This is a genomic window from Solimonas soli DSM 21787, assembly GCF_000474945.1.
Lineage (GTDB): Bacteria > Pseudomonadota > Gammaproteobacteria > Nevskiales > Nevskiaceae > Solimonas > Solimonas soli.
The window spans coordinates 63680-79041 of the sequence record NZ_KI440836.1 but is presented as its reverse complement, the minus strand read 5'-3'; the positions used below and the strand labels follow the sequence as shown (position 1 = coordinate 79041).

At 69.0% G+C, this 15362-nt stretch carries 13 protein-coding genes; 5 read left to right on the top strand and 8 right to left on the bottom strand.

What is annotated here, in order from left to right; all coding sequences use genetic code 11:
• Positions 1-15: 15 nt before the first annotated feature.
• On the bottom strand, positions 16-1446 hold the full coding sequence (locus tag K344_RS0112445) for a DNA recombination protein RmuC (RefSeq protein WP_028080940.1): 1431 nt from the start codon (positions 1444-1446) through the stop codon (positions 16-18).
• Positions 1447-1491: 45 nt separating this feature from the next.
• Positions 1492-2256: a M48 family metallopeptidase gene (locus tag K344_RS0112440; protein ID WP_028080939.1), complete on the bottom strand. Its 765-nt coding sequence runs from the start codon at positions 2254-2256 to the stop codon at positions 1492-1494.
• Between the two features lie 262 nt (positions 2257-2518).
• On the opposite strand from K344_RS0112440, the gene K344_RS0112435 reads away from it, so the two are divergent.
• Positions 2519-2731: a cold-shock protein gene (locus tag K344_RS0112435; protein ID WP_028080938.1), complete on the top strand. Its 213-nt coding sequence runs from the start codon at positions 2519-2521 to the stop codon at positions 2729-2731.
• A 144-nt stretch (positions 2732-2875) separates the two neighbouring features.
• Entirely contained in the window at positions 2876-3310 is a 435-nt protein-coding gene (locus K344_RS0112430) for a copper chaperone PCu(A)C (protein ID WP_028080937.1), read from the top strand.
• Positions 3311-3331: 21 nt separating this feature from the next.
• Here the strand turns inward: K344_RS0112430 and K344_RS0112425 are convergent, their stop codons facing one another.
• Both K344_RS0112425 and pdxH read right to left on the bottom strand, forming a co-directional pair.
• Positions 3332-4147 (bottom strand): SDR family oxidoreductase, encoded by an 816-nt coding sequence (locus K344_RS0112425; protein ID WP_028080936.1) that lies wholly within the window; start codon positions 4145-4147, stop codon positions 3332-3334.
• 70 nt (positions 4148-4217) lie between these two features.
• The gene (gene pdxH, locus K344_RS0112420) at positions 4218-4850 is read right to left on the bottom strand and encodes a pyridoxamine 5'-phosphate oxidase (protein WP_028080935.1); all 633 of its coding nucleotides are present in this window, start codon (positions 4848-4850) and stop codon (positions 4218-4220) included.
• Between the two features lie 111 nt (positions 4851-4961).
• On the opposite strand from pdxH, the gene K344_RS0112415 reads away from it, so the two are divergent.
• The 3 genes from K344_RS0112415 to K344_RS21515 all read left to right on the top strand — a co-directional run bounded on the left by K344_RS0112415 (position 4962) and on the right by K344_RS21515 (position 9288).
• Positions 4962-5966, top strand: a complete 1005-nt coding sequence (locus K344_RS0112415; protein ID WP_028080934.1) for a YhdH/YhfP family quinone oxidoreductase — start codon at positions 4962-4964, stop codon at positions 5964-5966.
• Positions 5967-6169: 203 nt separating this feature from the next.
• Positions 6170-6973 carry a glycosyltransferase family 25 protein gene (locus K344_RS0112410; RefSeq protein WP_028080933.1) on the top strand — a complete coding sequence of 268 codons (804 nt, stop codon included), beginning with the start codon at positions 6170-6172 and terminating at the stop codon, positions 6971-6973.
• A gap of 89 nt (positions 6974-7062) precedes the next feature.
• Positions 7063-9288 carry a TonB-dependent siderophore receptor gene (locus K344_RS21515; protein WP_051362189.1) on the top strand — a complete coding sequence of 742 codons (2226 nt, stop codon included), beginning with the start codon at positions 7063-7065 and terminating at the stop codon, positions 9286-9288.
• Positions 9289-9310: 22 nt separating this feature from the next.
• Here K344_RS21515 and K344_RS0112400 read toward each other — a convergent pair whose 3' ends face one another.
• From K344_RS0112400 to K344_RS0112385, 4 genes are all read right to left on the bottom strand, one after another.
• Positions 9311-10291: a bile acid:sodium symporter family protein gene (locus K344_RS0112400; RefSeq protein WP_028080932.1), complete on the bottom strand. Its 981-nt coding sequence runs from the start codon at positions 10289-10291 to the stop codon at positions 9311-9313.
• 224 nt (positions 10292-10515) lie between these two features.
• Positions 10516-11982 carry a phospholipase D-like domain-containing protein gene (locus K344_RS0112395; RefSeq protein ID WP_084197381.1) on the bottom strand — a complete coding sequence of 489 codons (1467 nt, stop codon included), beginning with the start codon at positions 11980-11982 and terminating at the stop codon, positions 10516-10518.
• Between the two features lie 49 nt (positions 11983-12031).
• On the bottom strand, positions 12032-12823 hold the full coding sequence (locus K344_RS0112390; protein WP_028080930.1) for an endonuclease/exonuclease/phosphatase family protein: 792 nt from the start codon (positions 12821-12823) through the stop codon (positions 12032-12034).
• A 93-nt stretch (positions 12824-12916) separates the two neighbouring features.
• Complete coding sequence (locus tag K344_RS0112385) at positions 12917-15301, bottom strand: penicillin acylase family protein (RefSeq protein WP_028080929.1); 2385 nt, start codon at positions 15299-15301, stop codon at positions 12917-12919.
• Positions 15302-15362 lie beyond the last annotated feature (61 nt).

Genomic DNA, 15362 nt, shown 5'->3' with positions numbered 1-15362 from the left:
TCGACGCGGCGGCGACTACGCGGATTCCTCGTCGCCGACCGGACTGCCGCCGAGCAGCGGTTCGGCCTCGTTGCCCGGCAGCACCTCGACCTCGCGCAGCTGGCGGCTGATCGCGCGCGAACGCACGCCGGTCTGCGCGAGCTGCTTCTGCGCCTGCTCGAGCTTCTCGTGCACCTTGTCGAGCACGTCGCCGAACTTGCCGAACTCGGCCTTCACCGCGCCGAGCACGCGCCAGACCTCGCTCGAACGCTGCTCGATCGCCAGCGTGCGGAAGCCCATCTGCAGGCTGTTGAGCAGCGCCGTCAGCGTCGTCGGCCCGGCCAGCACGACGCGATGCTCGCGCTGCAGCGCATCGACGATGCCGGGGCGGCGGATCACTTCCGCGTAGAGGCCCTCGGTCGGCAGGAACATCACCGCGAAGTCGGTGGTGTGCGGCGGCGCGATGTATTTCTCGCCGATCGACTTCGCCTGCAGGCGCACGGCGCGCTCGAGCTGCGCGCCGCTGATCCTGATCGCGTCGAGATCGGCGCGCTCCTGGGCGTCGACCAGGCGCTCGTAATCCTCGCTCGGGAACTTGGCGTCGATCGGCAGCCACACCGGCGCCTCGTGCTCGCCGCGGCCGGGCAGGCGGATCGCGCAGTCGACGACTTCGCGGCTGCCGGGCTTGGTCGTCACCTGCCGCGCGAACTGCTCGTTGGTGAAGATCTGTTCGAGGATGCTCTCGAGCTGCACCTCGCCCCAGCCGCCGCGCGTCTTGACGTTGGTCAGCACGCGCTTCAGGTCGCCGACGCCGCTGGCCAGCGTCTGCATCTCGCCGAGACCCTTGTGCACCTGTTCGAGACGGTCGCTGACCTGCTTAAACGATTCGCCGAGGCGCTTCTCCAGCGTCTCGTGCAGCTTCTCGTCGACCGTGCGCCGCATCTGCTCGAGCTTGTCCTCGTTGTCCTTGCGCAGGGTCTTGAGGTTGTCGTCGACACTGGCGCGCAGGGCGGTGGCCTGCTGCGCCTGGGTGTCGGTCAGCTGCTTGAGCGCGAGCGCCTGCTGCTCGGCGAAGCGCGCCAGCTGCTGCGCCTGCTCGGCGCGCGTCTTGTGCGCGTCCTCGGCGAGCTGGCGCTGCGTGTCGGCGAGCTTGAGGTTCTGCGCGCGCAGTTCCGCGGCGAAGCCATCGAGCCTCTCGGCCGAGGTGATGCGCAGCTGCTCGTGCTGCTGGGTCAGCAGCGCGCCGAAGCGGGTCAGCGTGTCGGCAAGTTCGGCGCGCTGGCCGCGCGTCTGCTCGGCGGCGTCGCGGCGCGTCTGCGCGGCCTCTTCGCGCAGGGCGCGTTCGAGGCGCTCGAGTTCGGCTTTGACGGCGGCCGCGCCGTCCGGCGCGCGGCGCAGCAGCGTGGCGGCCAGCGCGCCGGCGAAGGCGCCGATCAGTGCGGCGACGAGCGGCAGGGCAAGGTTCATGGTGCCGGCATTCTATGCCGGCACCCGGATGTCGGCGCGCGGCCGTCAGGCCGCGCCGCAATTCGGTTTCCTGCCGGCGGCGCGCGCCTGCTGGTAGAGCGGCTGCGCCTTCGGCAGATTGCGCTGCAGATCGCTGATGCGCGTTGCGTTCGACGGGTGCGTCGACATGAATTCGGGCGGCGCCTGGCCGGCCTGCTTCGACATGTTCTGCCATAGCGCGATGGCCTGCGCCGGATCGAAACCGGCGCGCGCCATCAGCTGCATGCCGAGGATGTCCGCCTCCGATTCGTCGCCGCGCGAGAACGGCAGCAGCAGCAGGTATTGCGCGCCGGCGCCGACCAGATCGGGTGACAGCCCGGTGCCGGCGGAGACCAGCACGGCACCGAACTGCGCCGCCATCTGGTTCGATACGCGCGATGCCGAATGGCCGGCGAGCACGTGGCTGACCTCGTGGCCGAGCACGGCGGCGAGCTGGTCCTGGGTCTTGGCGACCTCGAGCAGGCCGGTGTAGACGCCGATCTTGCCGCCGGGCAGCGCGAAGGCGTTGACCTCCTTCGAATCGAAGGTCTGGATTTCCCAGCTGCCGCCGATCTCGTTGGTGATGGCGCGCGCCACGCACTGCACATAGGCCGATTCCCTGGCGTCCTTGGTGACCGGCGTTTTCTGCTTCATCTCCTGGAAGGCGGCGACGCCCATCTGGGACATCTCCGCATCGGACACCAGGCGCAGCTGGCGGCGGCCGGTCGGCGAGGTGGCGCAGGCGACGGCGACGATGGCGGCGATGACGGCGATGAAGGTCCGGCGAGACACGGGTCGCTCCCTGAAAGCGGCGGGGCTCCGATGATAGCGGGCACCTGCCGCCGGCGCAGTCTGGCCGGCGACCGTCTTCGCTTGTGGCGCGCGACGATTGCGGTACATTAGGAACGGGCGCAGGTCGTTCCTTTGTGGCGACGTCGTGCGAACGCCGAGCATCTTGCAGAGGCCATCCTGCCCGCGGCAGGCGAAGCTCACCCTTCGTCGATCATCGGTGCGACCGCGAGGTCGCAGAGTGAAACAAGGAAAGGTTGAACAGATGGCTACTCGCGAAACAGGGACGGTCAAGTGGTTCGATAGCGCCAAGGGCTTCGGCTTCATCTCGCGTCCCGGCAAGGAAGATGTCTTCGTGCATTTCCGGCAGATCCAGGCGGAAGGCTACAAGTCGCTGACCGAGGGACAGAAGGTCGAATTCGAGGTGACGCAGGGTCAGAAAGGCCTGCAGGCCGAGAAGGTCACGATCGTCTCCTGAGGGGCGCGCTCAGGCATCCCGAAAGCCCCGCCATGCGCGGGGTTTTTTCTGCGCGGGCGGTCGTGCCGAGCGCGGCGCGGACTGGCAGAATGCCGCTTCGCTTCCTACGTCGATGCCGCGCGCCGCGCATCAGGAGAGCCGCTCATGCGCAAGTCCCTTCTCCTCACCGCCCTGCTGGCCGGTGTCGCCGTCGCCGGCCAGAGTCTCGCCGCCGTCACCGTGCAGGGCGCCTGGCTGCGCGCCACGCCGCCCGGCGTCGATGTCGGCGCCGGCTACGGCACCTTGCGCAACGACGGCGACCAGCCGCGGCAGATCGTGCGCGTCGAAACCGGCGCCGCCGACAGCGCCATGATCCACTCGATGAGCCAAGACAAGGGCATGATGCAGATGCGCGAAGCCGGTGCGCTGGCGGTGCCGGCGCACGGCAGCGTCGCGCTGACGCCGGGGCAGGGCTATCACCTCATGCTGATGGGCCTCAGGCAGCCGCTCGCCGCGGGCCAGTCCGTGCCGGTGACCTTCGTGCTCGACGACGGCAGCCGGCTGCAAGTCGACTTCCCGGTGCGCGCGGCCGCGCCCTGAAGCGCGGCGGCGCCCGCGGCCTCAGGGCGCGCCGGACGCCAGCAGCTTGCGCATGTTGCTGCCCATCGAGATCGCGCCGCCCAGCGACCAGCCGCCGTCGACCGGAATCACCGCGCCGTTGACGTAGCTCGCCGCCTCGCTGGCCAGCCACAGGCAGGCGTTGGCGATGTCCTGCTTCGTGCCGTAGCGCTGCATCGGCACCGACTCCAGCGTCGCCTGGCGCAGCGCCGGCGTCGGCGCCAGGCGCGCCATGCCCTCGGTGTCGTCGATCGGGCCCGGCACCACGGAGTTCACGCGCACGCCCTGCGCCGCCCATTCGAGCGCGCCGACGCGCGTCACCATGTCGACGCCGGCCTTCGCCGCGCAGACGTGCATCTGCATTTCCATGGCGAGGAAGGCCTGCGGCGCGGAGATGTTGATGATGCTGGCGCCCGGCTTGGTCAACAGCGGATGCGCCGCGCGCAGCACGTGGAAGGTGCCGAGCAGGTCGATCTCGACCACGGCGCGGAAGCCGTTCGAGGAGATGCCGAGCGCCGGCGCCGGGAAGTTGCCGGCGGCGCCGGAGATCAGCACATCGATGTTGCCGAACCTGGCCTGCGCGCCCTTCAGCGCCGCCTCGGTGCCGGCGTAGTCGCGCACGTCGGCGGCGAAGCCGATCGCGTCGCCGCCGTGCTGCTTCAGCGCGTCGACCGCCGCATCGACCTTGTCCTGCGAACGCGACAGCACCGACACGCGCGCGCCGCAGCGCGCGAAGGCATGCGCGACGCCGAGATTGATGCCGCTGGTGCCGCCGGCGACGAAGACGTGCCGGCCGCGAAAGTCGAACGTGACGGACATGGAGCTGCTCCTGCAATGAGAAAAAGACGCCCGCTTGCCGACGACGGCAAGCGGGTCGGGATGAGGAATCTCAGGGCTCGAGCCGTTCGACGAGCCAGCCGTCGCCCTCGCGCCGGTAGCGCAGGCGATCGTGCAGGCGGCCGTGCCGGCCCTGCCAGAATTCGACCGCCTCGGGCGCCACCCGGTAACCGCCCCAGAACTCCGGCAGCGGCACGCCGCGGCCCTCGTAGTGCGCGAGCTGCTCGGCGTAACGCTGGTCGAGCGCCTCGCGCGAGCGCACCACGGCGCTTTGCCGCGAGGTCACGGCGCCGACCTGCGAATCGTGTGGACGGCTGTGGAAATAGCGTTCCGAAACCTCGCGCGGCAGCTTCGCCGCGCGGCCTTCGATGCGCACCGAGCGCTCGACCTTGTCCCACCAGAACACCAGCGCGACATGGGGATTGGCGGCCAGGTCGCGCCCCTTGCGGCTGTCGTAGTTGGTGAAGAAGGTCAGGCCGCGCTCGAACCCTTCGCCATGAAAGCCCTTGAACAGCACGATGCGCGCCGAAGGCCGGCCCTGCGCATCGACGGTGGCCACGGTCATCGCCGTCGGCTCGATCATGCCGGCCGCGCCGGCGTCGTCGAGCCAGCGTTGCAGCTGCGCGAGCGGATCGGCGTCGAGGTCGGCGATATCGAGCGGCGGGTTCTGCGTGTACTGGGGCATGGCGGTGACGGTCAGTGGCCTTGACGGATGTCGGCATTGTCCCGCTTTCGGCATCTGCCGAAAATGTCGCGGATCAATGCCCCGCCAGACCCCAGAATCAGGAGAGTTCCGATGTCCGCTTTCACCGCGCTGCGCGTCCATTCGCCCGAGAAGAACCGCACGGAGGCGCGCTTCGACTCGCTGCAGGTCGATGAACTGTCGGCCGGCGAGGTGGTGATCCGCGTCGCCTGGAGCGGCATCAACTACAAGGATGCGCTCGCCGTCACCGGCAAGGGCCGCATCCTCAAGAAGTTTCCGCTGGTGCCGGGCATCGATCTGGCCGGCCACGTCGAGTCGAGCAGCGATGCGCGCTACCAGCCCGGCGACGCCGTGCTCGTCACCGGCTGCAACATCGGCGAGGTCCATGACGGCGGTTACGCCGAGCTGGCGCGCGTGAAGGCCGATTCGATCATCCGCAAGCCGGCCGGCCTCACCCTGCGCGAGACCATGGCGCTCGGTACCGCCGGCTTCACCGCCGCCTTCGCGCTGCGGCGCATGCTGGAAAATCACCAGGCCCCCGCGATGGGGCCGATCGCCGTGACCGGCCCGACCGGCGGCGTCGGCTCGGTGGCGATCGATCTGTTCAAGCGCGCCGGCTTCACCGTGCACGCCATCACCGGCAAGGCCGGCAAGGCCGACGACTACCTCAGGCGGCTCGGCGCCGACGAGGTGATCTCGCGGCAGGCACTGGACATCGGCAGCAAGCCGCTCGAATCGGCGCGCTGGGCCGGCGCCGTCGACAATCTCGGCGGCGAGACGCTGGCCATGCTGACGCGCACCGTGAAGCCCTGGGGCAACATCGCCAGCATCGGCCTCGCGCAGTCGCACGAACTGGCGACCACGGTGATGCCCTTCATCCTGCGCGGCGTGTCGATTCTCGGCATTCATTCCGTCGAGTGTCCGCGCGCGTGGCGCGAGGACATCTGGGACAAGCTGTCCGGCGAATGGCGGCCACGCACGCTCGACCGGCTGGTCACCCGCGAGGTCGCGCTCCGGGACGTTCCGGCCGCCTGCGAGGACCTGATCGCCGGCACCGTGACCGGCCGCACGCTGGTGCGCGTGTCGGGCGCCGATTAAGGCCTCTTGTTGATCCGGCGACCATGAACGCTGAGCCGGCCGCGGCCGGGTGGCCGGATCAATCACAAGCCCTGGCGTGCGCTGTCGAGCATCCGTCAGGTCGCGGCGGCGCGGCGGCGCGACGATATGCGGCAGCGCGATCGTGGCGGCATGCGGGAGCAGGCACGGCGATCGCGCCGCCCTCCACAGCCCCGTGAACGATCATGCCGGTCTTCGTCATTTCGGTGCGTCCCGCCGAGACCCTCGCGGCGCATCTGCATGCCTTGCTTGGCGAGGCGCCCGCCATCGTCGGCGTCGACGGCAAGCAGATGGCGGCCACGCAGTACTTCGCCCACAACCTCGAAGCGCTGCGGCATCGCCGCCGGCCGCTGGCACCGGGCGAGACCGGCTGCGCGCTCGCGCACGTCGAAGCGTACCGGCGCCTGGCGGAGAGCGGCGCGCCCGGCGCACTGATCTTCGAGGACGACGTCATCCTCTCGCCGGCGCTTGCGCGGCTCGACACGCGCGCGTTCGCCGGTCGCTTCGACGTCGTGCTGCTCGGCTGCATGCAGGGCCTGCCGGGCCGGATGCGCGTGCGCGGCAAGCGGGCCGGCGAGACGCACGCCGGCCTGCCGCCGCTGTACGCGGTGCCGCGGCGCTACTCGCGATACCTGCTGCGCAGCGCCGCCTACTGGATCAGCCGCGCGGCGGCGGCACGCCTGCGCGAGCGCCAGTTGGCTTGCCTGCGCAAGGCCGACGACTGGCGCGACTGGGCGCGCCAGCTCGATCTGCGCATGGGCTTCATGGATCTTTGCGCGCATCCGCTCGATCTGTCCGGCAGCCTGCTCGAAGACGAGCGCCAGGCGCTGAGCCGGCGCCGCTCGCCGCCGCGCCAGAAGCAATGGCGGTTGCGCTTCGTCGGCGACTGGCTGGTCGAACGCTGGCACGGACTGGAGCCCTGCGGCATCGCCACGGGCGACAAGCCTGCCATGTCCGCCGCGCCCAGCCATCGCGCGACGGTTTGGTAGATGCCCCGGCCTCGCCTAAAATGACGCCGTAGACCGCCAGCCACCGCCTTTGCGCGTTCCCAGCGAGCGTCATCATCCTGGGGAGTCACATGCGCATTCATCATGGCGGCTGGCATGCCGCTTTTCTTTTCACGTGGTTCGTCTCGGTATCGGCCGTCGCCCAGCAGGGCGTCGCCGTCGCCGCGACAGACGCCGCGGACCGTGCGTCGACGGGCGGCGGCGACATCGACACCGTCGTCGTCACCGGCAGGGACGAGCGCTCGTACACCGTCGACAGCAGCGCCGCCGCGACCCGCCTGCCGCTGAGCCTGCGCGACACGCCGCAGTCGCTGACGGTCGTCACGCGCGAACGCCTCGACGACCAGAACCTGCACACCGTGCGCGACGTGCTCGATCACACGCCGGGCGTCTATTCCTACCAGTACGACACCGAGCGCGTGCTGTTCACGGCGCGCGGCTTCACCATCGACAACCTGATGTACGACGGCGTGCCGGCGACGACGAACTCCAACACGGGTTCGGTCGAGGACGCGCTGGACCTCGCCTTCTACGAGCGCATCGAGATTGTGCGCGGCGCCACCGGCCTGACCACCGGCGCCGGCAGCCCGGCGGCTTCCGTCAATCTGGTGCGCAAGCATGCCGACAGCCGGCATGCCGCTGTGGATTTCGCGTTCACGCAGGCTTCGTGGAACGACAGCCGTCTCGACGCCGATGTCGCCGTGCCGCTGACCAACGATGGCCGTATCCGCGCGCGCGTCGTCGGTGCATACCAGAACCGCGAGTCGTATCAGGACGTCTACAGCAACGAGAAGAAAGTGTTCTATGGCGTCGTCGACGCCGATCTGACGGAGCGTGCGCGCCTCTCTGTCGGCTATGACTACCAGAACAGCATGCCGCAGGGAAACACCTGGGGCTCGTTCCCGCTGTACTTCTCCGATGGCACGCCAACGAACTGGCCGACCTCGGTGACGACGGCAGCCGACTGGTCGTTCTGGAATCGCCGCTATGAAACGGCGTTCGCCGATCTGAACTACAAGTTCGACGGCGATTGGGTGTTGCGCTCGACGCTGAGCTGGAACCGTTACACGCAAAGCAGTCAGCTGTTCTACGTCTATGGCTTTCCCGACGCGGACAGCGGCGTGGTCGCCGTCGATCCGGACAACGGCTACGGCGGTTATGCGTATGCCGATCGCGCCAAGGTTATCCAGCGTTCGCTCGATGTCTACGCCAGCGGCCCGTTCAGTCTGTTCGGCCGCGAGCACGAGCTGGTGGTCGGCTACAACGGCTCTCGCGTCGCCAACAACAGTGTCAAGGCGAGCCCGCTCGAAGCGATCGACGGTGGTGTGCTGCCGTGGCCAGTCGACATGTTTCACTGGAACGGTACGTATCCCGAGCCGACGTTCGGCGAATACACGACCTCCAACGATTTGACGACCACGCAGAACGGTCTGTATCTCGCCACGCGCATCAGCATTCTCGATCCGCTGAAGCTGGTTGCCGGTGCGCGGTACGCGACGTGGAAGATCGATTCGTTTTCTGTTTATGACACGCTGAACGACAGTCGCTACGACTACGAGCAGACGATCCCGTACGCCGGTCTTGTTTACGACGTCATGCAGCAGTTCTCGCTGTTCACCAGCTATACCGAGATCTTCAAGCCGCAGAACGCGCGCGACATCAACGGCCATTACCTCGATCCGATCGACGGCAAGAGCTACGAGGTCGGCATCAAGGGCGAGCACTTCGGCGGCAAGCTCAACACCGCGCTGACGCTGTTCCGCACCCTGCAGGACAATGTCGCGGCGCCGATCTACAACGACGACGGCTCGCCGGCTGAATTCCCGGATGGTTCCGCAAAGAACCGCGCGATCGACGGCACCGTGTCGCGCGGCTTCGAGCTGGAACTGGCCGGCGAGCTGACGCAAGGCTGGAACGCGTCGCTGGGCTGGACGCACTATCTGATCGACGATGCCGATGGTCACGCAGTGCGCACTTTCGTGCCGCGCACGCTGGTACGGCTTTACACGACCTGGAATCCGCGCGGTGCGCTGAAGCGCCTGACGCTGGGCGGCGGGGTCGACTGGCAATCGGACAGCAGCACGCAGGTCGGTTCTCCCGACGGCGGCGCGACGCTGCATCAAGGCGACGTGACGTTGCTCGGCCTGATGGTGCGCTGGCAGTTCACGCCGCAGTGGTCGCTGCAGCTCAACGGCGAGAACCTGCTCGACAAGAAGTACTACGTGCTCGACGAATACGACAACACGTACTACGGCGCGCCGATCAGCGGGTCGGCGTCGCTGCGCTTCAGATTCTGAATCGCAGCTGTGCCGGACGGCGTTACAAGGCGCCGTCCGGCCTGTTGGCGTAGCGCCGCGCGATCACCGAGCAGACGATCAGCTGCAGCTGGTGGTAGATCATGATCGGCAGCATGATCAGGCCGAGCGCGCCGCCCGAGGAGCCGAAGATCAGCGTCGCCATCGGCGCGCCGGCGGCGAGGCTCTTCTTCGAACCGCAGAACACGGCGGCGATCTCGTCCTCGGTGTTGAACGCGAAGCGCTTGGCGACGATGTGCGTCAGCCACAGCACGAAGGCGAGCAGGCCGCCGGTCAGCGCCGCGGTCGCCAGCAGCGGCGTCGCGCCGTAGCGCGTCCACACGCCGGCGGCGGTCGCGTCGCAGAACGAGTTGAAGACGATCAGCACGATCACGCCGCGGTCGACCTTGCCGGTGACGGGCTTGTGGCGCGCGATCCAGTCGCCGAGCCACGGCCGCAGCAGCTGGCCGACGATGAACGGCAGCAGCAGCTGCTCGCCGATCTTGATCAGCTGATCGACGAGCGGCGCGCCCTGACTCGCGGCCTGCAGCCAGAGGCTGATGTAGAGCGGCGTCAGCACCATGCCGATCAGGCTCGACAGCGTGGCGTTGAACACCGCGCCGGCGATGTTGCCGCGCGCCATCGCCGTCATCGCGATCGACGAGGACACCGTCGACGGCAGCGCGCACAGGTAGAAGAAGCCGAGTGCCAGCTCGCGCGGCAGCCAGCGGCCGACGAGCGCGAGGACGGCGAGGCCGACCAGCGGAAACACCGCGAAGGTGAACAGCTGCACGAACAGGTGCAGGCGCCAGTTGGCGGCGCCGGCTTTCAGCTTGTCCGGCGCCAGCCCGGCGCCGCTGAGCAGGAAGACGAGCGCGACGCCGACCATCGTTACCCGGTCGAGATGCAGCAGGCCGCCGCTCGCGCCGAGCTGCGGCGCGAACAGGGCGATGACGATGGCGGTCAGCATCGACGCGAGGAAGCCGTCGAGGAAGGGAATGCGCATGGCAGGCAGGCAGCCGGAAATTTTGCGTGCGTATTGTAGGCGGCGCGCCGGCCGCACAACGGCGGTACCACGCCGTGCCGCGCAATCATCCGCCTCAGCCAAGCCGCGCCGCCCAGGGGCGGAGAAGGCTCACGGCAAGGCCGCAGCGGATGCGGTCCCTTCCGCCCGCTCGCGGGCGAGGGCTCAGGGGAGCTGGTGACGGCGCGCGGCGCCGCGGCCTGTTCTCAGAGGTACGGCGAGAACAGCCAGCACAGCGCGTTACGCAGGCGCCGCCCGAACGGCGGATGCGCGGCGTCGCGCAGCAGCAGCTCGTCGGCCTGCTGCCAGAGTTCGGCGAAATGCTCGGCCATGCGCTGCGCGACGCCGCCGTCGTAGATTTCGACGTTGAGCTCGAAGTTCAGCAGCAGGCTGCGCGGATCCCAGTTGGCGCTGCCGATCATGGTGTACGCGCCGTCGACGACGAACAGCTTGCTGTGGCTGAACGGGCCCGGCTGGAAGCGCACGCGCACGCCGCGCTCGAGCAGCTGGTGCAGCTGATGGCGCGCCGCCCAGTCGACGTAGGGCAGATTGTTGCGCCGCGGCAGCAGCACCACGGTACGCACGCCGCGCAGCGCCGCGCCCTGCAGGGCGGCGATCAGCTCGGCCGAGGGCAGGAAGTACGGCGTCATGATCAGGATCTCGCGCCGCGCCGCGCCGATCGCCGACTGCAGGACGAAATTGAGCTGATCGAGATCTTCGTTGGGGCCGTCGGTGATGACGCGGCAGACCGGCGCACCAAGGCCGTCGTCCTCGCCCGGCGGCACGACGAGGCGCTCCTGCGTCGTGAAAGCCCAGTCCTCGGCGAACACCTCGGCCATCTGCCGCACGACGGGGCCGCGCAGCGCGAAGTGCAGATCGACAGTCGGATGGCGGTTGCGCGGCGCGGCGATGCAATGCCGCGCGCTGATGTTCATGCCGCCGGTGTAGGCGAGCGCGTGATCGACGATCAGCAGCTTGCGGTGATTGCGCAGATTGATGTGCAGCGAGGGCGGCACCAGCTTCAGCGGATTGAAGCGCGCGAACGGCACGCCGCCGCGCTTGAGGTGACGGCCGATGCGCGGCAGCGAGTAGCGCTCGCCGACATCGTCGAGCAGCACGCGCACTTCGACGCCGCGCCGCCGCGCCGCGATCAGCGCGTCGGCGAAACGGCGGCCGACGGTGTCGTTGTCGAACAGGTAGCTCGACAGCCAGACCGAGCTGCGCGCGGCGTCGATCGCTTCCAGCATGCGCGGAAACGCCTGCTCGCCGTTATGCAGCGGCTCGATCGCGTTGCCGCCGAGCAGCGGCCGGCGCGTCAGCACGTCGGCGGTGCGCGCGACCTCCTCGAGCCAGGACGGCAGCGGCGGATGCTCGGGCGGACGATTGCGCACATCGTGGGCGTGCGCGGCGCCGACCTCGCGGCCGCGATGCACCGCGTAGCGCCGCGCGTGCGTACGGATGCGGTTGATGCCGAAGAAGAAGTACAGCGCCGGTCCGGCGAACGGAAACAGCCAGCAGACCGCGATCCAGCCCCAGGCGGCGCGCGCGTCGCGCTTGGTCAGCAGCGCGTGCGTGGCGGCGAAGATCGCGACCAGCAGCCAGAAGCCGAGCAGCAACTCGGTCCAGTCGACGGCGTCGAGCCAGTGCCACAGCGCGGCGAGATCGGCGTTCATGGCGCGCGGGCAAGCCGGGCCGCCGCGGCATTCCGGGCTCGCGGCGGATTCATGCGGGCGGCAGCAACAGCTCGGCGGCGACGGCGAGATGATCGGACAGCGGCGTCGGCACGACGTGGCTGTGCGCGACGCGAAGGCCCGGCGTGGCCAGCACGTGATCGAGCCGGCGCTGCGGTTTCCAGCTCGGAAAGGTCGGCGCGCCGCTGACCGGCTGCAGGCCGATCGCCGCCAGCGGCGGATGCGTGAGCAGCTCGGCGAGCTCGCAGTTGAGATCGCCGAGCAGGATCAGATCGCGGTCGCGCGGCACGAGATCGGCCAGGTAGTCGAGCTGGCGCTTGCGCGAGCTGCGGCTGAGCGCGAGATGGGCGACCACCACGCGCACCGCGCCATGGCCGGGCGGCGTCACCGTCGCCGCCAGCGCGCCGCGGCCCGGCACGCGGCCCGGCAGCGCGTGATGTTCCACCTCGTGCAGCGGCAGGCGCGAGAGAAAGCCGAGGCAGTGCTGCGCGAACGGCCGCAGATTGCGATTGACCGCGACCTGCCAGTGCGCGAGGCCGGCCTTGCGCGCCAGGTATTCGACCTGGTTGAGCTGCGCCGTGCGCAGGCTGCCGGCATCGGCTTCCTGCAGCGCGACCACGTCGAAGTGCGAGGCCAGCTCGGCGATGCGGTCGAGATTGCCGAGCACCTTGCGCGACGGCAGCACGTGACGCCAGGCGCCGGTGACGTAGTGACCGTAGTGCGCGGTCTGCATGCCGACCTGGATGTTCAGCGTCAGCACGCGCAGGCGCGCCTCGCGCTTCGTCTCGCCGTCGCCGGCGGGCTGGGAGTCCGGGTTCGTCATGTCGAGTTCCGGCGCCCATTATGCGGACGCCGCGCGCGCCGCCAAGAGCGGGCGCTTGCGCGGCGTCAATGCGCCGCGCAAGCGGAGCCGTGCCTACTCGCTCAGGTCCACGCTGCTCTGCCGGTCGGCGGCGATCTCGTCGCTGCTGAACGGCAGGCGCAGCCACTGCTTCTGCGTGTAGCGCTGCGTGAAATCGCTGAAGTGCGGATTAGCCGGATCGGTGGACTCCGAGTAGGTCACGAAGCCTTCCGCATGCACCTTGCCGCCCTCCCAGGTGACGGCCTGGATGTAGCTGTTGCCGTAGTTGACCTGGTAGCCGCTGCTGGTCAGCCCGTCGCTGTCGGCGACGGTGAAGGCGCCGATGCTGCCCTCGCTGCCGAACACGGAAGGCGCCGGCGTGCCGTGCACGGCCGAGTGCTGCACGTCGCCCCAGGCGGCATCGAAGGCGAGGCCGGCGTCGCCGATGGCGGTCTGCGCGTCGCTGAGCGCCTTGCCGACGGCGAGCTTGCCGGTGTCGAGCGTGTTCGGCGTGTTGACCGGATCGTCGATCGAGAACGGCACCTTCCAGGGATTGTCGATGCCGTTGACGTTCTTCCAGAACTCCAGCCAGACGTGCATGCCCTTCGAGTCGAGATTGGCCTTGCCGTCCCAGGTCTTCAGCGCCGCGCAGGCGCTCGGCGCGCGCGCGCAGAGGTCGCGGGTCACGCTGTCGCGTGCCAGCTCGCCGCTGTAGATGCGGCTGCCGAGCACGATCTGCTTGAGGTCGTCGTAGCTGAACTTGGTGCCCGCGCGGCCGTCGCTGCCGGCCAGGCGCTGCTGGATCTGCAGGATGCCGAGACGCGTGCGCAGCGTGCGCGCCGTGCCCTCGTCACCGATGATGCGCGCGAAGCCGGTGATCGGCGCCGCCGGATTGGTCAGCCAGTAGCTGTCGTTCATGTTGGCGACCCAGTCGGCGCGCTCGAGCTTCGGCAGATGCTCGCGGCCGAAGATGCCGGGCGGCGCGTCGGCGTCGTTCTGCCAGGCGCAGTCGGCGCGGTTGCCGTAGAGCAGCGGCAGGCCCGGCGCGGCGCTGGCGAGCAGCGTGCCGACGATCGGCGGCGTGCAGTCGGCGACCAGCGCGTCTGGCGTGTTCGGCACCACGGTCAGATCGCCGTAGTAGACGTTCTGGCCGGGGCCGGCGGCGACGGTGTTGACCCAGGGCGTGCCGAGGATCGTCGCGTGATCCTCCTTGAATTCGCCGAGGCTGCCGGCGGTGTTCCAGGCGAAGAACTGGTTCATCAGGCGGTCGTTCTCGCCGTTGGCGTCGCGCAGCGTGTAGGCGCGGCCGCGGTCCCAGCCGAGCACCGGAATGCCGGACACGCTGAGCTTGACGATGGGGCCGTACTGCGTGCGGTACAGGGTGCGCGTCTCGGTCGTCGTCGTGCCGTCGCTTTCCTTGACCTGCACGCTGAGCGGCACCGGCGTCATGTCGGTGGCGGCGCCCTCGTAGTAGTACTGCTTCGGATTGAGCGGATTGAGTGGCAGGTAGTAGAGCGTGAAATGGTAGGCCGTCGAAACCGTGTGGCTCCAGGCCAGCTGGTTGTTGAAACCGATCAGCACCAGCGGCACGCCGTACAGCGAGGCGCCCATGATGTCCATCTTGCCGGGCACCGTGAGATGCGCGAGATAGAGGCGCTCGGTGCCGGTCCACGGAAAGTGCGGATTGCCGAACAGCATCGCCTCGCCGGTCTGCGTCGCCTGCGGGCCGAGGCCGTACATATTGCTGCCGAGATGCTTGTTGCGGCCGAAGGCGGCGAACGGACCGGGGTTCGCCGCCAGCGCGGCCTTCACCGTCGCCGCGTCCGGCGCGGCGGCGTCGGGGCCCGACAGCGGCGGCGGCTGCGCGGTGGCGATCTCGTTGGCGAACACCGTCGACGAGGCGATGATCGACAGCCGGTAGTAGCGGCGGTACATGTCCGACTCGCTGATCGGCGCGAGGTAGGCGGTGGTCGCGCAGGCCGCGTGGCGGCCCGGATGCTGGCCGGCCTTGAGCTCGGCGATGTAGCGATTGAAGCCGGCGACGTAGCCGCGCGTGATGTCCTGCACCTCGCTGCGCGCCGCCGTCTTCAGTTCGGCAACCACCGCGTCGGTCGCCATCAGCTTCCAGAAGAAATCGCTGTCGACGTTGCCGACGGTGACGTCGGCGGCCGGGATCGAATAGCTGCCGGCGCGGCCGAAGTACTGGGCGCGCTCGCCGCGAATCGTCACGTAGTCCTCGAGCATCGTGCAGAGGTTGTCTTCGGCGAAGGCGTAGCCGTAACCGTAGCCGAGGCTGGCGTAGTCCTTGGCCTGGATGTGCGGCACGCCCATCGAGGTGCGGGTGACGGTGGCCTGGTACTGTTTGCCGCCGTTGTCGTCGTCGTTGCCACCACCACCGCCACCGCCGCACGCGGCGAGCAGCAACAGGCTGGTGGCGAGGGCATAGCGCGCCTTGCTCATGGTCTTCTCCTCCGGCTTCTTATTGAAATCGATCGCTGCGCGCGACTATAGCGCGGCCCAC

Bases quoted from the DNA above. Each gene is read 5' to 3' on its own strand.
- K344_RS0112445 (WP_028080940.1), bottom strand. From the start codon at position 1,446: ATGAACCTTGCCCTGCCGCTCGTCGCCGCACTGATCGGCGCCTTCGCC.
- K344_RS0112435 (WP_028080938.1), top strand. From the start codon at position 2,519: ATGGCTACTCGCGAAACAGGGACGGTCAAGTGGTTCGATAGCGCCAAG.
- K344_RS0112430 (WP_028080937.1), top strand. From the start codon at position 2,876: ATGCGCAAGTCCCTTCTCCTCACCGCCCTGCTGGCCGGTGTCGCCGTC.
- K344_RS0112425 (WP_028080936.1), bottom strand. From the start codon at position 4,147: ATGTCCGTCACGTTCGACTTTCGCGGCCGGCACGTCTTCGTCGCCGGC.
- pdxH (WP_028080935.1), bottom strand. From the start codon at position 4,850: ATGCCCCAGTACACGCAGAACCCGCCGCTCGATATCGCCGACCTCGAC.
- K344_RS0112415 (WP_028080934.1), top strand. From the start codon at position 4,962: ATGTCCGCTTTCACCGCGCTGCGCGTCCATTCGCCCGAGAAGAACCGC.
- K344_RS0112410 (WP_028080933.1), top strand. From the start codon at position 6,170: ATGCCGGTCTTCGTCATTTCGGTGCGTCCCGCCGAGACCCTCGCGGCG.
- K344_RS21515 (WP_051362189.1), top strand. From the start codon at position 7,063: ATGCGCATTCATCATGGCGGCTGGCATGCCGCTTTTCTTTTCACGTGG.
- K344_RS0112400 (WP_028080932.1), bottom strand. From the start codon at position 10,291: ATGCGCATTCCCTTCCTCGACGGCTTCCTCGCGTCGATGCTGACCGCC.
- K344_RS0112395 (WP_084197381.1), bottom strand. From the start codon at position 11,982: ATGAACGCCGATCTCGCCGCGCTGTGGCACTGGCTCGACGCCGTCGAC.
- K344_RS0112390 (WP_028080930.1), bottom strand. From the start codon at position 12,823: ATGACGAACCCGGACTCCCAGCCCGCCGGCGACGGCGAGACGAAGCGC.
- K344_RS0112385 (WP_028080929.1), bottom strand. From the start codon at position 15,301: ATGAGCAAGGCGCGCTATGCCCTCGCCACCAGCCTGTTGCTGCTCGCC.